Origin of the sequence: Lentzea sp. NPDC059081, from assembly GCF_042738015.1 — a bacterium.
Lineage (GTDB): Bacteria > Actinomycetota > Actinomycetes > Mycobacteriales > Pseudonocardiaceae > Lentzea.
In genome coordinates, this window is sequence record NZ_JBHYGW010000002.1 from 339,772 (window position 1) to 357,613 (window position 17,842).

A 17,842-nucleotide genomic window follows, 5' to 3' on the forward strand; every position below is an offset into this window, starting at 1 on the left:
GCGATGACCGCCTTCGCGACCCCCGAGGACATCGCCCGCCGGACGACCGCCGCCCGAGACGCCGCGGTGGCCGCGGGTCGCGAGCTCGGCCTCACCATCGCCGAGGGCCGAGTGCTCTACGAGCTGTTCTCCGTCGTGGTCCACCTCGCGCCGGCGCCGGTGGTGGCCCGCGTCCCGACCGTCCTGCCGCACACCACGACGCTCGACAGCCTGAAGAAGCGCCAGCAACAGGAGCTCGACGTCGCGCAGTGGCTGCACGAGCAGGGCACGCCGGTGATCCCGCCGAGCACCCTGGTACCGCGTGAACCGGTCCAGCGCGACGGCTTCTCGATCACGTTCTGGCCGTTCACCGACGAGGACAAGAGCAGCGAACCCGACTACGTCAGGAACTCCGAGCTCTCCGCCGACCTGCACAAGGCGCTCCGGGACTACCCCGGCGAGCTGGAGTTCCTGTCGTCGGCGGAGCCGCGGTTCGTGCGGGAGGGCCTCGACCGGCTCGCCGACCTCGTCACGGCGGAGGACCTGGCCAGGGCCAAGCGGGAGTGGGAGGTCCTCGAACCGCTGGTCGCCGACGAGGCGGCGTTCCGCAAGCGCTTCCCCGGCATCGACCTGCAGCCGATCCACGGCGACTCACCGCCCGCGAACATCTTCGCGAGCACGACCGGCCCGTTGTTCTCCGACTTCGAACTGGTCACGTACGGGCCGGTCGAGTGGGACCTCGGCGGCCTCGGGCGCGAGCTCGAAGCCGCGTACGACCGGGGCGCGCGCCGCAACGGCCTGCGCGAGCTCGACCCGGAGGTGCTGCGGTTCGTCAACGCCGTCGGCGCCGTCCGGGTGCTCGCCTACCTGTCGTGCGCGGACCAGCTGCCCGCCATGGTCGACTTCATGAAGCCGTTCATCGACCAGTGGCGGGACACCGAGCCGTACTACGCGTGAGCCGCGGCGCGATCTCCCAGCCAGGACACGACTTCCTCGGCGGGCAACGGCTCGCTGAGGAAGTACCCCTGCACCACGTCGCACCCGGCCTCGGCCAGCGCCGTCCAGGTGTCCTGGTCCTCCACGCCCTCCGCCACGGCCTGCAACCCGAAGTTGCGGGCCAGTGCCACCAGCGCGTGCACGATCGCCGAGTCGCCCGCGTCCGTGCACATGTGCGTGACGAACGACCGGTCCAGTTTCATCTCGTGCACCCGCATGCTGCGCAGGTACGAGATCGACGAGTAGCCGGTGCCGAAGTCGTCTATCGACAACCGGACGCCGAGGTCGGTCAGGCCGCGCAGCACCTCCACGGCCCGTTCCGGGTCCGAGATGATCGCGGACTCGGTGATCTCCAGCGTCAGCAGCCGCGCGGGCAGCCCGTGGCGCTTGATCAGGTCGGCCACGTCGCCGGGGAACTCGGTGTGGTGCAGGCAGGCCGCGCCCACGTTCACCGACACCGGCACCTCCCAGCCCGCGTCGGACCACGCCCGGCACTGCCGCAGCGCCGCGTCGATCACGTACCGGGTCAGCGGCTCGATCAGGCCGTTCTCCTCGGCCACCGGGATGAACTCGTCGGGACGCACCAGGCCGCGCGTCGGGTGCTGCCAGCGGGCCAGTGCCTCGACCCCGCACACCGCGCCCGTGTTCGCCAGCGCCTTGGGCTGGTAGTGCAGGAACAGCTCGCCGCGGTCGATCGCGTGCCGCAGCTCCGTCACGGCCGTCAGGTGCGCCGCGCCGCGTTCGTGCAGGCGTGCGTCGTAGACGGCCACACCGGACTTCTCGCGCTTGGCCGCGTACATCGCGATGTCCGCGTGCCGCAGCAGCTCGTGGCCGTCGCCGGAGTCCGACGGGCACAGCGCCACGCCGACGCTGCCCGCGATCTCCAGCTCCAGCCCCTCCAGCGTCACCGGCAGCGCCAGCGCCTGGAGGATCTTCTCCGCGACCATGCCGGCGTTCTCGGCCGAGCCGACGCCGGGCAGCAGCACCGCGAACTCGTCGCCGCCCAGCCGTGCCACCAGGTCCGTGTCGCGCACGGCCCAGGACAGGCGGTTGGCGACCTGGCGCAGCAGCAGGTCACCGGTGTGGTGGCCCAGCGAGTCGTTGACCTCCTTGAAGCGGTCCAGGTCCACGATCAGCAACGCCAGCGGCTCGTCCTTCTTGCGCGCCTTCTCGACGGCCAGCTCCATCCGCCGCGCGAGCAGCGTCCGGTTCGCCAGACCCGTCAGCGCGTCGTGGTGCGCCTCGTGCTCGTTCTTGGCGGCCTGGCGCAGTATCTTGCGCCGGTAGCCGAGCAGCACCATCCCGAACAGCGCCACCAGGAACCCGTCCACGACGAACGCCACGATCTGGGCGATCCGCAGCTGCGCGTTGCGCTCGTCGGCCGCGCGCAGGTACTCGGTGGTGTCGAGCCAGTTGGCCCCTATGGTCGTGGAGATCTGGCGGCGCAGCGACGAGTGCGCGAGCGAGGCCTGGTCGGCCTGCAACGGGTCACCGGTGGCGATCACCCTGCGCAGCGTGTCGGTGGTCTGGTCGTAGAGAGGCAGCAGCCGGCCGGCCACGGCGGCGTCGGACGGCCGGGCGCTGGTGTTCAGCCACTCCAGCTCGTCGCGCGCCGCGCCGACGGAGTTCTCCAGCGGCTTGAGCGTCTGCTCGGTCCGCGCCACCTGGACGTCGTGCAACGCGTTGTCGGCGACGTTGATGTGCTCGAGCACCCGGCTCCACCGCTCGCCGGTCTCGTTGAGCTTTCTCACGTACGCGGTCGTGTTCTGCGCGCTGATGCTGCTCCACAGCGCCAGCCCGGCCAGGGCCAGCAGCCCGAGCGTCAGCCCTGCCGTGGCCACCCGTGCGGTGCCGCGGTTCTCCCCAAAGCTCACCGTGCCTGCTCCAACGGTCGCACCCAGCTCGCCGGATCCTCGACGAAGCTGTCGATCTGAGGCTGGAAGTACTCCTTGCGCGACTGCTCCGACGCCTGCCTGCGCAGCACCACGTCGAGGTTCGAGGTGGTCACCGTCAGGCCCGGCGTCTCGATCCAGCCCTGCGGCAGCGCCGCCCTGCCCGTCGCGTGCCGCGCGAGCAGCCAACCAGCCAGGGCGCCTTTCAGGTACTGCTCGGGCGAGATCGTTGCCACCATCACGCCGTCCCGCACCGCCTGCAACGTCCTCGGGTCGACCCCGAACCCGCCCACCAGCCATCTCGCCGACTTCTTCTCCGTCTTGAGCGCGGCGAGGCTGATCCCGTCGCAGTCACCTGTCCCCATGAACGCGAGCGCGTCGGGGTTCGCGGCGACCAGACGCCGCCACGAGTCCCGGTTGGCGTCGTCGTCGCGCTGCGTGTCGAACGGCCCCAGCACGAGCACTCCCGGTAGTTTCTCCGCGAACCGCTCCCGGATGCCGTCCACCCGGTCGTCGAACCCGGACAGCCCCGGTGCGGTGTTCCCCAGCACCACGGTCCCGGTCGCGTCCGGGGGCAGCCGGCGCACCACCTCGTCAGCCAGCTTTTCGCCGAGCTCGTGGTTGTCGTTACCGATGTGCAGCTTGACCCGCGAACCGGTGAGCCGCATGTCCACGCCGACCACCGGGATGTCCTCGCCCAGCGCCTCCGCGATGGACGGCGCCATCAGGGCGGGTTCGGACGTGGCCACGGCGATGCCGCTCTTCGCGGTCGTCATGAGCTCCCGGAACAGCGCGACCTCGCGGTGCCCGTCCTGCCCGGGAGGCCCCGTCACGGTCGCGGTGACGCCGCCGGCGCGGCCGACCCCCTCCTGGAACCCGCTGGTCATCTCCCGCGCGAACGACGTGCCGGTGCGCTTGACCACGAAACCGACGTGGGGCGACGCGTCCGACCTCGCGGTGGTGCCGCAGCCTGACAACAGCACCAGTCCCAGAACCAGCGCCGCAGCTCGCATGGATGACCTCGGGCTCGACCGTCGGTGATGTGATGTCCAGAGCGGCCGAGCCTACATCGGACGGTGCCAAATCGGAGTGACGGACCCTGGTGGGGGCAAGCGCTTTCACACAGCGGAGACGTCAGGCGGGCTCGTACCCCAGGTTGGGACGCAGCCACTGCTCGGCCTCCGCGAGCGGCTTGCCCGCCCGGCGCGCGTAGTCCTCGACCTGGTCGCGGCCCAGCCGCCCGACGGTGAAGTACTTCGCGTCCGGGTGCTGGAAGATCAGCCCGCTGACGCTCGCGGCCGGCGTCATCGCGAACGACTCGGTCAGCCCGACGCCGATCTCCTCCGCGCCGAGCAGGTCGAACAACTGGCGCTTCACGGTGTGGTCGGGACAGGCCGGGTAGCCCAGCGCGGGACGGATGCCGCGGAACTTCTCGGCGTGCAGGTCGGCGAGCGCGGGGTCGGCGTCCGGCTCGAACCAGTCGCGGCGGGCCCGCAGGTGGATCCACTCGGCGAACGCCTCGGCGAGCCGGTCCGCCAGCGCCTTCACCATGATGGCGCGGTAGTCGTCCTGGTTGGCCTCGTACTTCGCCGCGAGGTCGTCGGCGCCCAGGATCGTCACCGCGAAGCCGCCGAGGTGGTCGCCCTCGGGCGCGACGTAGTCCGACAGCGACCGGTTCGGGCGCGACACCTGCTTCTGCGTCTGCTGGCGCAGCATCGGGATCAGGACGCCGTTCTCCAGCCGGATGTCGTCGCCCTCGGCGTGCGCGGGCCAGAACCCGTAGACGCCCTTGGCCGTGAACAGGTCCTTCTCGACGATCTCGTCGAGCAGCGCGGTCGCGTCGTCGTAGAGCTCGCGGGCGACCGGCTGGTCGAGGATGGCGGGGAACTTGCCCTTCAGCTCCCACGCGAGGAACAGGAACGTCCAGTCGATGAACTCGCGCAGCTCCGCCAGCGGGGGCGACATCGTGCGGACGCCGGTGAACGCGGGCGTCGGCAGCTCGGTGAAGTCGACCTTCTCGGAGTTCGCGCGCGCTGCCGCCAAGTCCAGCAACGGCAGCTGCCTGCGGTTCTCGTGCTGGTGGCGCAGCCGGGCCTGCTCGGCCCGGTTCGTGAGGTTCAGCTCGTGGCCGCGCCGGTCGTCGAGCAGGTCGGACACGACGCCGACGACCCGCGACGCGTCGAGCACGTGGACGGTCGGCTCGTCGTAGACCGGGGCGATCTTCACGGCGGTGTGCTGGCGGGACGTGGTGGCGCCGCCGATCAGCAGCGGCAGCTTCATGCCGCGCCGCTGCATCTCCTCGGCGACGGAGACCATCTCGTCGAGCGACGGCGTGATCAGCCCGGACAGGCCGATGACGTCGGCGTGCTCCTTGATCGCGGTGTCGAGGATCTTCGCGGCGGGCACCATCACGCCGAGGTCGATCACCTCGTAGTTGTTGCAGCCCAGCACGACGCCGACGATGTTCTTGCCGATGTCGTGCACGTCGCCCTTGACCGTGGCGAGCACGACCTTGCCGTTGCCGCCGGTCGTGGCCTTGGGCTCGGCGTCCATGAACGGCTCCAGGTACGCGACCGCGCGCTTCATCACCCGAGCGCTCTTCACCACCTGGGGCAGGAACATCTTGCCGGCGCCGAACAGGTCGCCGACGACCTTCATGCCGTCCATCAGCGGGCCCTCGATCACGTCGAGCGGCCGCGGGAGGGCCTGGCGGGCCTCCTCGGTGTCGTCCTCGATGAAGTCGACGACACCGTGCAGGATCGCGTGCTCCAGCCGCTTCGCGACCGGGGCCTCGCGCCACGACAGGTCGACGACGCGCTTCTGACCGGGGCCCTTGACGGTCTCGGCGTGCGTGACGAGCCGGTCCGTCGCGTCCTCGCGCCGGTTGAAGATGACGTCCTCGACCAGCTCCAGCAGCTCGGGCGCGATGTCCTGGTAGACCACGAGCTGGCCCGCGTTGACGATGCCCATGTCCAGACCGGCCTTGACGGCGTGGAACAGGAACGCGGAGTGCATCGCCTCGCGCACGACGTCGTTGCCGCGGAAGGAGAACGACAGGTTCGAGATGCCACCGCTGGTGCGCGCGCCCGGACAGCGCTCCTTGATCAGCGGCAGCGCGTCGATGAACGCCTTGGCGTAGCCGTTGTGCTCCTCGATGCCGGTCGCGACCGCGAGCACGTTCGGGTCGAAGATGATGTCCTCGGCGGGGAAGCCGATCTGCTGCGTCAGCAGGTCGTACGCGCGGCCGCAGATCTCGACCTTGCGCTCGGTCGTGTCGGCCTGGCCCTGCTCGTCGAACGCCATCACGACGACACCGGCGCCGTAGTCGCGGATCGTGCGGGCCTGCTCCAGGAACGGGCCCTCGCCCTCCTTGAGGCTGATCGAGTTGACCACGCCCTTGCCCTGCGCGCAGCGCAGCCCGGCCTGCAGCACGCTCCAGCGCGAGCTGTCGATCATCACCGGGATGCGGGCGATCTCCGGCTCGGTCGCGATCAGGTTGAGGAACGTCGTCATCGCCTGCTCGCCGTCGAGCAGGTCGGCGTCCATGTTGACGTCGAGCAGGTTCGCGCCGCCCCGCACCTGGTCGAGCGCCACGGTGAGCGCGGCGTTGTGGTCGTCGGCCTCGATCAGCCTGCGGAACTTCGCGGAACCCGTGACGTTGGTGCGCTCGCCGATCATCACGAACCCGGTGTCCGCGCCGATCTCGAACGTCTCCAGACCGCTGTAGCGGGTCCGGTGGCGCGGCGGGACCAGCTCGCGCGCGGTCTCGTCCTTCACGGCCTCGGCGATGGCCTTGATGTGCGCGGGGGAGGTGCCGCAGCAGCCGCCGACGACGTTGACGATGCCCTTGCCCGCGAAGTCCTTCAGCAGGGCCGCGGTCTCGTCCGGGGTCTGGTCGTAGCCGCCGAACGCGTTGGGCAGCCCGGCGTTGGGGTGACAGGCGACGTAGGTGTCGGCCAGCCGCGCCAGGTCCGTGACGTGCGGGCGCATCTCCTCGGCGCCCAGCGAGCAGTTCACGCCGACGACCAGCGGCTCCGCGTGCGCGATCGAGTCCCAGAACGCCTCGACGGTCTGGCCGGACAGCGTGCGGCCGGACAGGTCGACGATCGTCACCGAGATCCACAGCGGCAGGTCCGGCGCCACCTCGCGGGCGGCGGCGATGGCGGCCTTGCAGTTCAGCGTGTCGAAGATCGTCTCGATCAGCAGCAGGTCGACGCCGCCCTCGTGCAGCGCCGAGATCTGCTCGGCGTAGGAGGCCTTCACCTGCTCGAACGTGACGGCCCGGTACGCGGGGTCCTCGACCTTGGGCGACAGGCTGAGCGTGACGTTGAGGGGACCGACCGAACCCGCGACGAACCGGCCGCCGAACTCGTCCGCGGCCTGCCGGGCGATCCGCGCGCCGGCGATGTTCATGTCGCGCACGCGGTGCTCGAGCCCGTAGTCGGCCTGGCCGATCGACGTGGCGGTGAACGTGTTCGTCGTGGTGATGTCCGCGCCCGCCGCGAGGTACTGCCGGTGCACGTCGAGCACCAGGTCGGGACGCGTGAGGTTGAGCAGGTCCGGGTCGCCGACGACGTCGGTGTGGTGGTCCGCGAACTCCGCGCCATGGTAGTCGGCCGGCGAGAGCTTCGCCTGCTGGAACATCGTGCCCCAGGCGCCGTCGAGCACGGCGATGCGCTGGTTCAGCAGGGACTTCAGACCGGCCACACGCGCTCCCGATGAACGTCGGAAGCGCCCTTTTCCGTGGTCGTGCGAAGACGAGCGTGGCAGACCTTCCCTGGCCCGTTGCAGCGCTTCTCGGCTTCGCCGCCCAGGTTACCAACGCCGACCATGGACCAGGAACTCGTCTCACTCCATAGGATGGCCCGCGTGACTGGAGAACGCGCATTGGTCCTGGGCGGCGGTGGTGTCACCGGAATCGCTTGGGAGACCGGGATTCTGCACGGACTGGCTGAGCAGGGCGCCGACCTCTCGGGCGCCGACCTGTTCGTGGGCACCTCGGCCGGGTCCGTCGTGGCCACGCAGCTCGCCGGTGGTGTTCCACTGGCTGACCTGTACGCGAGCCAGCTGCTGCCGCCGGACGGCGAGATCCCGGCGCGGCTGACGCCGTGGATGGTCGCCAGGTACGCGCTTACCTACGTGATGCCGGGGACGCCGGCGGCGAAGCGGGCGCGCCTCGGTCGTGCCGCGGTGAAGGCGCGCACGCCGTCGGAGGAGTCGCGGCTGGAGGTGTTCGAGCACCGGCTGTCCGTCAAGGAGTGGCCGTCGAGCGCGTTGAAGGTGACCGCGGTGGACGTGGCGGACGGAAAGTTCGTCGCCTTCGACCGGGACAGCGGCGTGCCACTGGTGAAGGCCGTGGCGTCGAGCTGCGCCGTGCCGCTGGTGTGGCCGCCCGTGACGATCGACGGCCACCGATACATGGACGGCGGCATGCGGTCCGTGGCGAACGTCGACCTCGCGGCCGGGTACTCGCGGGTCGTGGTCGTGGCGCCGCTGACCCGTGCGGCCAGTGCCGCCGCGACGCCCCGGGCCCAGGTCGCGAAGCTCGGGGTGCCGTCGATCGTGCTCAGCCCGGACGAGACGGCGCTGGCGGCGATCGGGAAGAACCTGCTCGACCCTGCGCGCCGGAAACCGGCCGCGGAAGCGGGGTTCGCCCAGGCCGCGTCGGTCCTGGAGGCCGTCAGGGAGGTCTGGAACTAGTTCCGGTCCCCGCCGCCTCTTGTCCGGACGTGACCGCCCCGCCTACTGTCGCGCGCATTCAGGCAGGTTTGTTAACTAATGGGGTGGTTCGTGGGCAGGAGATGGGTGTCAGGGGTGCTCGTGCTCGGGCTCCTCGCGGCAGGGACGACCAGTGCTTCGGCGGCGGATCCGCTGGTCTCCCAGGGCAGGGCCGTAACGGCCTCGTCGGTCGAGGGGTCCGGGTTCGAGGCGGGCAAGGCGGTCGACGGCAGCACGTCGACCCGGTGGGCCTCGGCCGAGGCGCACGATCCCGAGTGGATCCGGGTCGACCTCGGGTCGACGTACAAGGTCAGCCGGGTGCGGCTCAACTGGGAGGCCGCGTACGCGCGGGCCTACCAGGTGCAGACGTCTTCGGACGGGTCGTCGTGGACGGACGTGTACTCGACGAGCTCGGGTGATGGCGGTGTCGACGACCTGACCGTGTCCGGCACCGGCCGGTACGTGCGGGTCTACGGCACGGCGCGCGGCACGGAGTGGGGGTACTCGCTGTGGGAGCTGGAGGTCTACGGCGCCGGTGACGGCACTCCGCCGCCGTCCGGTGCGGGCTACGCGTTCGGCAGCAGGCTGCAGCCGTACGCGTCGGGCGTGCTGCGGCCGTCCGGCAGCACGTCCACTTTGGACGCCGCGGTGGTCGATTACTACCAGCGCTGGAAGTCCGCGTTCGTGCGGCAGAACTGCGGCAACGGCTGGTACCAGGTGATCTCGCCGGACGCGGACCACCCGTACGTGGCCGAGGCGCAGGGCTACGGCATGGTGATCGCCGCGACGATGGCCGGTGCCGACGCCGACGCGCGCAAGATCTTCGACGGCCTGGTGAAGTGGAAGATCGACCACCCGTCGTCGATCAACCCGGACCTGCTCGCGGCCGAGCAGGACGTGAGCTGCCGCAGCGTCAACGGCGGCGACGGCGCCACGGACGGCGACCTGGACGTGGCCTACGGGCTGCTGCTGGCCGACCGCCAGTGGGGCAGCACGGGAACCTACAACTACAAGCAGCTGGCGATCCGGCACATCAACGCGATCAAGGCCAGCGAGGTCAACCCTGCCACGAACCTGCTCAAGCTGGGCGACTGGACCAGCTCTGGCGACCAGTACTACTACCTCTCCCGGTCGTCGGACTGGATGGTCGACCACTTCCGGGCGTTCCGGAAGGCGACGGGCGACGGCGCGTGGGACACGATCCGCACCGCGCACCAGAACCTGATCTCGTCTCTGCAGGCCAACTTCGCCCCGTCGACGGGCTTGCTGCCGGACTTCGTGGAGAACACGAACTCCTCACCACGCCCGCCGGCCGGCGAGGTGCTGGAGAGCGAGAACGACGGCAAGTACTCGTGGAACGCCTGCCGCGACCCTTGGCGCATCGGCGCGGATGCGGTGACCAGCGGTGACGCTGCTTCTCTCGCGGCGGCCCGCAAGCTCAACACGTGGGTGAAGGCCAAGACCGGCGGCAACCCGAGCTCGATCGGTCAGGGCTACCAGCTCAACGGCACGCAGATCTCCGGTGGCAGCGCCGCCGCGTTCTTCGCGCCGTTCGCGGTGGCGGCCACGACCGACCCGGGCAGCCAGGCGTGGCTGGACGCGTTGTGGGCCAAGATGCTGGCGACTCCGATCGACTCGAGCAGCTACTTCTCGGCCAGCATCCAGCTGCAGGTGATGATCACGGTGACCGGCAACCACTGGGTGCCGTAGACCGGCCTACAGCCTCGTCCGGAACCACCGCCGGACGAGGCTGATGGTCACTGCCATCATGACCAGGTAGACGCCGGCCCGCACGAGGTCGCCGGAGTCGCCCTGCGTACCGGTGTAGGCCGAGGCGCCGTAGAAGAAGAACACGGTGTCGGCCGCGAGCATGACGAGCACCGCCCACCCGGTCCAGGCGTGCACCTTCGCCTTGATGTACGTGCGGTTGTCGACGCGCATCTTGCCGCCCTGGTTGGCGTAGACGGTGCCGCCGTTGTGCGCGGTGTTCTGCTGGCTCGGCCCTGATGTGTTGGGTTGCGTCATCGGCGGCCTCCGCGGTTCTGGTTGATCGTGAAGTTCCCGCCCTGGTTGGCGTAGACGGTCCCGCCGCCGGTCGCGGTGTTGTGCTGCTGTGGACCCGCCTGCGGAGCGGGTGGCGCGGCCGGCCGGTCGCCGTCCAAGGTCGCGATGAGGCCGTTGACGTCGGACTCGAACGTGCGGTGGCGCACCTGCCAGTACATCGAGTGGCTGATCAGCCGGAGGTCGCCCGGCAGCATCTCCGGGGCGGGCAGCGGGGTGCCGTCGAGCAGCACCGGCACCACCCGGATGCCGCGGTCGAACGCCATCCGCAGCTCTGTGCGCACCCAGTCCCGTTCGTCGTCCAGGCACCGCTCGCCGTTCTTGTTCCTGATGCTCAGCCACGACGGGCCGATGACGGCGAGCACGACGTCCGCGCGTTCCACCTCACGGCGAATCCGCCGCGGGTAGATCGAGCCCAGCGGCAGGGAGTCCCGGTCGCGGAACACGTTGTCCTGGCCGTAGTGCCGGGCCAGGTGGGTGGCGATCGCGGCGGTCGCGTGCACGCTGTCGTTGATGCGGTAACTCAGGAAGATGCGGCGCACGGGGACTACATCGAGGTGGTTCGCGGAGGCGTTAACGGCGTTTTGGGACAGTAAGTGGACACTTGCTTGACCTTGCCCTTGGGTCAGGGTTCGAGGCTGTGGCCCGTGGACAACGACTTCTTCGCCGAGACCGCCCGCCACTTCGCCGTCCCCGGTGCCGCCGCGGCCGTCCTCCACGACGGACGCGAGCACTTCTTCCGTCACGGCGTCACCAGCGTCGAGAACCCGCTGCCCGTCGACGAGAACACGCTGTTCCTGCTCGGTTCGGTCACCAAGACCTACACCGCGACCGCGGTCATGCGCCTGGCGGCCGCCGGGCGGGTGGACCTCGACGCGCCGGTGCGCGCGTACGTGCCGGAGCTGGAACTGGCCGATGGCCGCGAGATCACCGTGCGGCAGCTGCTCAACCACACGTCCGGCCTCGACTGGGGCACGCTCGTCGACACCGGCGAAGGCGACGACGCGCTCGCCCGGCACGTCGCCGCGCTGGCGACGCTGAAGCTCGTCGCGCCCGCCGGGGAACGGGCCTCCTACAGCCAGTCCGGGTTCACCCTCGCCGGCCGGATCATCGAGAACGTCACCGGGCAGACCTACGAGCAGGCGGTCACGACGTTGCTGCTGGAGCCGCTCGGGCTGCGCGACACGCACTTCGACCGGGACGCGGTGATGACGCGCCGGTTCGCCGTCGGGCACGAGAAGGGTGTGGTGGCAAGGCCGTGGCGGCACTGGCGGGCCAACAACCCCGGCGGCGGCATCGCGGCGTCGGTCGCCGATCTGCTGAAGTGGGCGCGGTTCCACCTCGAAGCCGCGGACCTGGCCGGGATGCGGCGGCCCACGGCGGTGTTGCGCGGCAGCAACCTCGGGGACGCGATCGGGGTCGGCTGGTTCCTGCGCGAGATCGACGGCGTGCGGACGATCGGGCACGGGGGTTCGTCCAACGGGCAGTTCGCGGAGCTGCTCATCGTTCCCGAGCGCGGCTTCGCGGTGGTGTCGGTCGCGAACCAGGGGCCGGACGGGATCCCGTTCAACCAGGCGGTGGTGCGCAAGGCGTTGGAGGACTTCGCCGGCGTCGCCGACCGCGACCCGGAACCCCTGCCGTACAACGCCGTCGACGCACGTCAGGTGGCCGGGCGTTACGACAACGACGCGATGGTGATGACCATCGACGACACGGGGACCGGACTGGTGCTGGAGGTGTTGCTCCGGCCGGAGATCCGTGACGCCGCCGAGGTGGAGCTGCCGGCCGACCACGCGCCGTTCCCGCTGGGGCTGCTGCGCGCGGACGAGTACGTGATCACGGGTGGCGCGTTCACCGGGCAGCGCGGGTTCTTCACGCGGGAGGACGGCGTGGTTGTCGGCGTCGATCTCGCCGGCCGGCTGTTCGGCCGGGTGGGATGATCGCCCGGTGATCACGATCGGCCAGCTCGCCCGGTACGCGGGGGTGACGGTGAAAGCGGTGCGGCACTACCACAAAATGGGGCTGCTGCCCGAGCCCGAGCGCGACCACTCGGGTTACCGCCGCTACGACGCGCAGGACGCGATCGACCTGGTCAAGATCCGCACGCTCGCCGAGGCCGGGGTGCCGCTCGCGCGGGTGAAGGAGCTGCTCGGGGCGTCGGAGCAGGAGTTCGGGGCGGCGGTCGCCGAGATCGGCGAGGCGTTGCGGCGGCGGGAGGAGGAGATCCGGCTGGCGCGCGAGCGGGTCACGCGGCTGCGAGCCGGCACCGCGCTGTTCCTGACCGACGACGCGGCGGCGTTGCTGGAACGCCTGCGGGAGCTGGGAGTCAGCGACCGCGGTGTGCGGATGGAGCGCGAGGTCTGGGTGCTCATGCAGGCCGTGGCGCCCGAGGAGGCCGCGGTGTGGCTCGCCGACAAGACCGACGCGCTCGCCGATCCGGAGTTCCAGCGGATCTACCTCGACTACGACGAGGCGTTCGGGCTGGCGCCGGACGACCCGCGGCTGCCCGCGTTGGCGCAGCGGGCGGCCGCGTGGCTGGGGAACCGTCCGGCGATGCCGGTGGCCGATCCGGAGATCACCGCGCTGGCGATGTCCGCGGCCGGGGCGTCCTCACCCGCGTGGGACGTGCTGAGTCAGTAGAACGTCCGCAGGAACTCCGGCCCGCCCTCCTCGGCGTTCAGTCCTTTCTCGACGAACGCGATGTTGTGGTGGAACGAGATCCCGCTGATGGTGCGTTGCAGGGACGTCCCGGTGCCACGCGGATCACCGACCTCCGCGTGGTTCAGGCCGTCCACGAAGGACTTCAGCATCCCGATCGACGTGCCGTCCGTCCCCTCCGGGTGACCGCCCCAGCCCGGCCAGTACGCCGTCTGCAGGTCCTCGACCACGTACAGCCCGCCGGGGCGCACGTGCGGGAACAGGGCGTGGAACGACGTCCGCACGTGGTCGTTGAAGTGGCTGCCGTCGTCGATCACGACGTCGAACGGCCCGAGCTCGCGGCCCAGCCGGTCGAGGAACTCCGCGTCGGACTGGTCGCCCCGCACGGTCATGATCCGCGGCCCGCTGACGTTCTTGCGCGCGATGTCCAGGCCGTGGACCAGCCCCCGCGGGAAGAACCGCTGCCACATCCGCAACGAGCCGCCGCCGCTGTCCGGGTCGTCCCAGCCGCCGATGCCGATCTCCAGCACCCGCACGGGTTCGGTGCGCAGCCGCGCGAAGTGGCGCTCGTAGTGCTGCGTGTACCAGTGCAGGTCGCCCCACTTGTCCGTGCCCAGCTCGACGGCGAGCTCGCCGAGGTCGCGCCGGACCGGCCGCAGTGCCGACAGCAGGCCCTGGACGGACGGCGCGAGGCCCTTGCGCGCGGCGAACCAGCCCTGGACGCCGCGTTCGTCGATCTCGGGGTCCGGCGTGCTCACGGCGAGGCTCGACCACGGCTGCCCGGCGTAGAGGCCGCGCACCGCGTCGGCGAGGTCGAGCGAGACCACGACGTCGGCGCCGGCCAGCAGGTGGCTGGTCGTCACGCCGTCGAAGGTGAGGTCGAGCCGGACGTCGTGCTCGCCGATCTCCTTCAGGACCTCCTCGGCGACGGCGCCCGGCGTGAGCCCGCGGATGGTGGCGTCGAGCAGGTCGGGTCCGGCGGTGGCGGCCTGCAGCAGTGGGGCGAGAACCGTCCAGCGGGCGGCGTCGAGCACAGAGTCCCCCTCGATGACTTGAGTCCGGCTTGAGCGGGTGCGACTTACCATCCCCGGCATGGGGATCCGACGAGTTTCATACACGATCTTGGTGGCGTTGCTGGTGCTGGTGACGGCGGTTCCGGCTCACGCGGGTGAGCGGCAGTTGCTCTTCTACAACCACGTGTGGGGAACCTTCGACCGCGCCACTGCAGACGCGGTGGAGCACTCCTCCTACCTGCGGGAGTTCGCCGACTTCGAGGTCCGCACCACGACCGGCGCCGACGGCAGCGTCTGGACGGGCCGGTACCTGCGCGGCCGCGAGACCTACATCGAGGTCTTCGGCGTCGGCGACGTCGGCGGTCAGGACGGCGAGCTCGGCGCCGCGGGACTCGGCCTCTCGACCGAACGCGACGGCGACATCGGGACGCTGGACGACCGGCTGCGCGCCGCGGGCCAGTCGCCCATCGACTTCCTGCAGACGCGCGACTTCGGCGACGGCAAGCCGGTGCCGTGGTTCGACGCGACGTTCCTGGTCGAGACCTACGACCGGTTCGGCGCCTGGGCCATGGAGTACCGCGACGAGTACCTCGCCGACCCGCGCAGCGAGGTCGGGCCGGCGAAGTTCCCCGGCGACGTCAGCCGCGAGCGCTACCTGCCGGACCTCTACCAGGACCGGCTGATGCGCGACATCACCTCGATCCGGCTCGCCGTCACCGCCGCGGACCTGGAGGCCACGGTGCCGCTGCTCCGCGCGGGCGGCTTCACCCCGCGCGCCGACGAGCACGGCGCCGTGGCGACGCGCGGCGGCACGACGATGCGGTTCGACGTGGTCCCGATGGGACAGACCGGCCTCAAGCGCGTCGAGTTCGAGCTCAACCACGGCGTCGCGCGGCACGTCGAGCGGCTGGGCACGTCGACGCTGGTCGTGGGTCCGGGCAAGCGGGCCGTCTGGACGTTCTGACACCCTGGGACCCGATGGATCGACGAAGCGGGCTCGTGGGACGCGAGCGGGAGCTGCGCCGGCTGACCGGCCTGGCGGACGCGGGCGGCGCGCTGCAGGTCGTCGGCGAGCCGGGGGCCGGCAAGTCGGCCCTGCTCGCGTCGCTGCCGGAGTCGCTGTCCGGGCACGTGGTCGTGGGAGTCGAGTCCGAACAGGACCTGCCGTACGCCGGGCTGCACCAGGTGTTGCACCCGTTCCTGGACCTGTCCGCACTGGCCGATGTGCGGCGGTCGGCTCTGGAGGTCGTGTTCGGACTGGCCGCGGGTGCCGTCCCGCCCGTGCACCTGGTGGGCCTCGCCGCGCTGGACGTGCTGAGCGCCGCCGGAGCCGTCGTGCTGGTGGACGACGCGCACTGGCTGGACTCGGCGAGCCTGGACGTCCTCGGGTTCGTGGCACGACGGCTGACCGGTGCCGTGCTCGTCGTGGCGTCGCGCTCGGTCGTGTTCGACGGCGTGCCGACGCTCGCGCTGGAACCTCTGGGCTCGTCCGATGCCGCCGCTCTGTTGTCGTCCGTCGCGCCTTCCCTGACTCCGGAACGTCGCTCGCGCGTGCTCGCCGAGGCCGCCGGCAACCCGTTGGCCCTGGTGGAGCTGCCGTTCGGCGGCCACTCGCTGGAGGAGACGTTCGCGGCTCGGCTCGCGGCGCTGCCGGGCGAGGTGCGGGCGGCGCTGCTCGACGCGGCACTCGGCGGTCCGCCGTGCGTGGAGCCGGCGGCGGTCGAGGCCAGGCTGGTCGACCGGGATGGCGCGTTCCGGCACCCGACGATCAGGTCGGCGGTCGAACGTACGGCGAGCGCTTCTGAACGCCGTGACGCCCATCTCCGGCTCGCTGCGTCTGCTTCGGAACCAGACCGGCGCGCATGGCACCTCGCCGGCGCCGTGGACGGTGTGGACGAGACAGTCGCGCTGTTGTTGGAGGAAACCGCAGACCGCGCGTTGCGTCGTGGCGGCGCCGCGGCCGCCGTGCGCGCGTTGGAACGTGCGGCGTCGCTGGGAGACACGGCCGAGCGCGCGCGTCGCCTGCTGCGCGCCGCCGAACTCGCGGCCGAGGCAGGCCGGCGCGACGACGTCGAACGCATCCTGCTGGACGCGCGCGCGTTGGACCTGACCACCCGCGACCAGGCGCTGGTGACGTGGCTGCCGAGCGCGTTCGACGACGGCGTGGGCGAGGGCGCGGCCGGTCCGGGCGAGCTGGTCGGCCTGGCCGAGGCCGTGGTGGCCGACGGCGACGTCGAGCTGGGCCTGCGGATCTTCTGGAGCGTCGCGATGCGCTGCTTCTGGGTCGAGCCGGGCGCCGAGGTCAGGAACCGGATCGCGGCGGTGGCCCGGCGCCTGCCGATCGACCCCGGCGACCCGCGGATGCTCGCCATGCTGGCGTACGTGTGCCCGGCCGAGCAGGGGGACGCGGTGGTGACGGGCCTGCGCGCCACGGGAACCGCCGACCCCGCCACCCTCCGCCTCCTCGGCAGCGCCGCCCTCCAGGCAGGCGCCTTCGAGGACTCCGTCCGCCTCTCCACCGCCGCCCAGCGCGGCTTCCGAGCCCAAGGCCGCTACGGCCTCCTGGCCAGGGCGCTGGCCGTCGAAGCATGGAGCCGCACCCGCCTCGGCGACCTCGCCGCCGCCGAGCCCGCCGCCCGTGAAGCCGCCGAACTCGCCACGGAGACGTCCCAGCCGTACATGCGCGGGCTGGCCGCCGCCGTCCTCGCCGAGATCGCCGCCCTGCGCGGTGACCACGACGACGCCGCCCACCACGCGGCCGAGGCCGAGCGGATCGGGCTCGCGGCGGGGGCGCGGCCGGTGCTGGCGACCGTGCAGCTGGCCCGGTGCCTGTCCGCGCTCGGCCAGGGGAAGTACGCCGACGCGTTCGCCGCCGTCCTCCGCGTCCACGACCCGGCCGATCCCGCCTACCAGCTGGCGTTGCGCCGGTACGTACTGCCGGAGCTGGTCGAGGCCGCCGTGCGCAGCGGCAACGCCGACGCGGCACGCAAGATCGTGGACGAGCTGGACGCCGCGACCAGCTCACCGGCGCTGGCGTCAGGACTGAGGTACGCGCGGGCGTTGCTGGCCGAGGACGAAGCGCTCTACGAGGCGGCGCTGCAAGCGAAGAGCTCGCCGTGGGAGCGTGCGCGGACGCAACTGGCGTTCGGCGCGTGGTTGCGTCGGCAGCGTCAAGCGGCGAAAGCACGGCCGCACCTCAAAGCGGCAGACGAGGCGTTCGAGGCGTTCGGTGCGAAGGACTGGGCGGAGCGCGCGAAGGACGAGCTGCGGGCGTCGGGCGAGTCGCGCATCGGCACGGGTGAGCTGACCGAGCACGAACTGACCATCGCGCGCATGGCGGCCGACGGGCTGACGAACAAGGAAATCGGCGAACGGCTGCACTTGTCTCATCGCACCGTGAGCACCCATCTGCACCGCATCTTCCCCAAGCTAGGCGTCACGGCCCGCACGGAGCTGGACGACGCACTCATGACGTACGCCGACACCGTCACCTGACGCTCGCGAGCGCCACGACACCCGCCCTAA

The 17,842-nt window shown here is 71.1% G+C and carries 13 protein-coding genes; 7 read left to right on the forward strand and 6 right to left on the reverse strand.

What is annotated here, in order from left to right:
- Positions 1-3: 3 nt before the first annotated feature.
- Complete coding sequence (locus ACFWV3_RS06195; RefSeq protein WP_382408857.1) at positions 4-936, forward strand: phosphotransferase; 933 nt, start codon at positions 4-6, stop codon at positions 934-936.
- Here ACFWV3_RS06195 and ACFWV3_RS06200 read toward each other — a convergent pair.
- The 3 genes from ACFWV3_RS06200 to metH form a co-directional block, all read right to left on the reverse strand.
- Entirely contained in the window at positions 927-2,849 is a 1,923-nt protein-coding gene (locus ACFWV3_RS06200; protein ID WP_382408859.1) for a putative bifunctional diguanylate cyclase/phosphodiesterase, read from the reverse strand. The genes ACFWV3_RS06195 and ACFWV3_RS06200 overlap by 10 nt on opposite strands.
- Positions 2,846-3,880 carry a sugar ABC transporter substrate-binding protein gene (locus ACFWV3_RS06205; RefSeq protein WP_382408861.1) on the reverse strand — a complete coding sequence of 345 codons (1,035 nt, stop codon included), beginning with the start codon at positions 3,878-3,880 and terminating at the stop codon, positions 2,846-2,848. The genes ACFWV3_RS06200 and ACFWV3_RS06205 overlap by 4 nt, the downstream gene beginning before the upstream one ends.
- 121 nt (positions 3,881-4,001) lie before the next feature.
- Entirely contained in the window at positions 4,002-7,574 is a 3,573-nt protein-coding gene (metH, locus tag ACFWV3_RS06210; protein ID WP_382408863.1) for a methionine synthase, read from the reverse strand.
- Between the two features lie 162 nt (positions 7,575-7,736).
- Between metH and ACFWV3_RS06215 the strand changes: the two genes are divergently transcribed.
- Positions 7,737-8,567: a patatin-like phospholipase family protein gene (locus ACFWV3_RS06215; protein WP_382408865.1), complete on the forward strand. Its 831-nt coding sequence runs from the start codon at positions 7,737-7,739 to the stop codon at positions 8,565-8,567.
- Between the two features lie 105 nt (positions 8,568-8,672).
- Positions 8,673-10,295: a glycosyl hydrolase family 8 gene (locus ACFWV3_RS06220; RefSeq protein ID WP_382408867.1), complete on the forward strand. Its 1,623-nt coding sequence runs from the start codon at positions 8,673-8,675 to the stop codon at positions 10,293-10,295.
- A 6-nt stretch (positions 10,296-10,301) separates the two neighbouring features.
- Here ACFWV3_RS06220 and ACFWV3_RS06225 read toward each other — a convergent pair whose 3' ends face one another.
- Together ACFWV3_RS06225 and ACFWV3_RS06230 are read right to left on the reverse strand one after the other, a co-directional pair.
- On the reverse strand, positions 10,302-10,610 hold the full coding sequence (locus tag ACFWV3_RS06225) for a hypothetical protein (protein WP_382408869.1): 309 nt from the start codon (positions 10,608-10,610) through the stop codon (positions 10,302-10,304).
- The gene (locus tag ACFWV3_RS06230) at positions 10,607-11,188 is read right to left on the reverse strand and encodes a toll/interleukin-1 receptor domain-containing protein (RefSeq protein ID WP_382408871.1); all 582 of its coding nucleotides are present in this window, start codon (positions 11,186-11,188) and stop codon (positions 10,607-10,609) included. Before ACFWV3_RS06230 ends, ACFWV3_RS06225 begins: the two co-directional genes overlap by 4 nt.
- 105 nt (positions 11,189-11,293) lie before the next feature.
- On the opposite strand from ACFWV3_RS06230, the gene ACFWV3_RS06235 reads away from it, so the two are divergent.
- Together ACFWV3_RS06235 and ACFWV3_RS06240 are read left to right on the forward strand one after the other, a co-directional pair.
- Positions 11,294-12,586 (forward strand): serine hydrolase domain-containing protein, encoded by a 1,293-nt coding sequence (locus ACFWV3_RS06235; protein WP_382408873.1) that lies wholly within the window; start codon positions 11,294-11,296, stop codon positions 12,584-12,586.
- Positions 12,587-12,593: 7 nt separating this feature from the next.
- Positions 12,594-13,286, forward strand: coding sequence for a MerR family transcriptional regulator (locus ACFWV3_RS06240; protein ID WP_382408875.1), 693 nt, complete (start codon positions 12,594-12,596; stop codon positions 13,284-13,286).
- Here ACFWV3_RS06240 and ACFWV3_RS06245 read toward each other — a convergent pair.
- Positions 13,280-14,338: a class I SAM-dependent methyltransferase gene (locus tag ACFWV3_RS06245; protein ID WP_382408877.1), complete on the reverse strand. Its 1,059-nt coding sequence runs from the start codon at positions 14,336-14,338 to the stop codon at positions 13,280-13,282. The two genes, ACFWV3_RS06240 and ACFWV3_RS06245, sit on opposite strands and share 7 nt — an antisense overlap.
- A gap of 58 nt (positions 14,339-14,396) precedes the next feature.
- Here ACFWV3_RS06245 and ACFWV3_RS06250 point away from each other — a divergent pair, with 58 nt between their 5' ends.
- Positions 14,397-15,281 carry a DUF5829 family protein gene (locus ACFWV3_RS06250; RefSeq protein ID WP_382408879.1) on the forward strand — a complete coding sequence of 295 codons (885 nt, stop codon included), beginning with the start codon at positions 14,397-14,399 and terminating at the stop codon, positions 15,279-15,281.
- A gap of 14 nt (positions 15,282-15,295) precedes the next feature.
- Positions 15,296-17,812: a LuxR C-terminal-related transcriptional regulator gene (locus ACFWV3_RS06255; protein ID WP_382408881.1), complete on the forward strand. Its 2,517-nt coding sequence runs from the start codon at positions 15,296-15,298 to the stop codon at positions 17,810-17,812.
- Positions 17,813-17,842: the final 30 nt, after the last annotated feature.

Bases quoted from the DNA above. Each gene is read 5' to 3' on its own strand.
- ACFWV3_RS06195 (WP_382408857.1), top strand. From the start codon at position 4: ATGACCGCCTTCGCGACCCCCGAGGACATCGCCCGCCGGACGACCGCC.
- ACFWV3_RS06205 (WP_382408861.1), bottom strand. From the start codon at position 3,880: ATGCGAGCTGCGGCGCTGGTTCTGGGACTGGTGCTGTTGTCAGGCTGC.
- ACFWV3_RS06225 (WP_382408869.1), bottom strand. From the start codon at position 10,610: ATGACGCAACCCAACACATCAGGGCCGAGCCAGCAGAACACCGCGCAC.
- ACFWV3_RS06250 (WP_382408879.1), top strand. From the start codon at position 14,397: ATGGGGATCCGACGAGTTTCATACACGATCTTGGTGGCGTTGCTGGTG.
- ACFWV3_RS06255 (WP_382408881.1), top strand. From the start codon at position 15,296: ATGGATCGACGAAGCGGGCTCGTGGGACGCGAGCGGGAGCTGCGCCGG.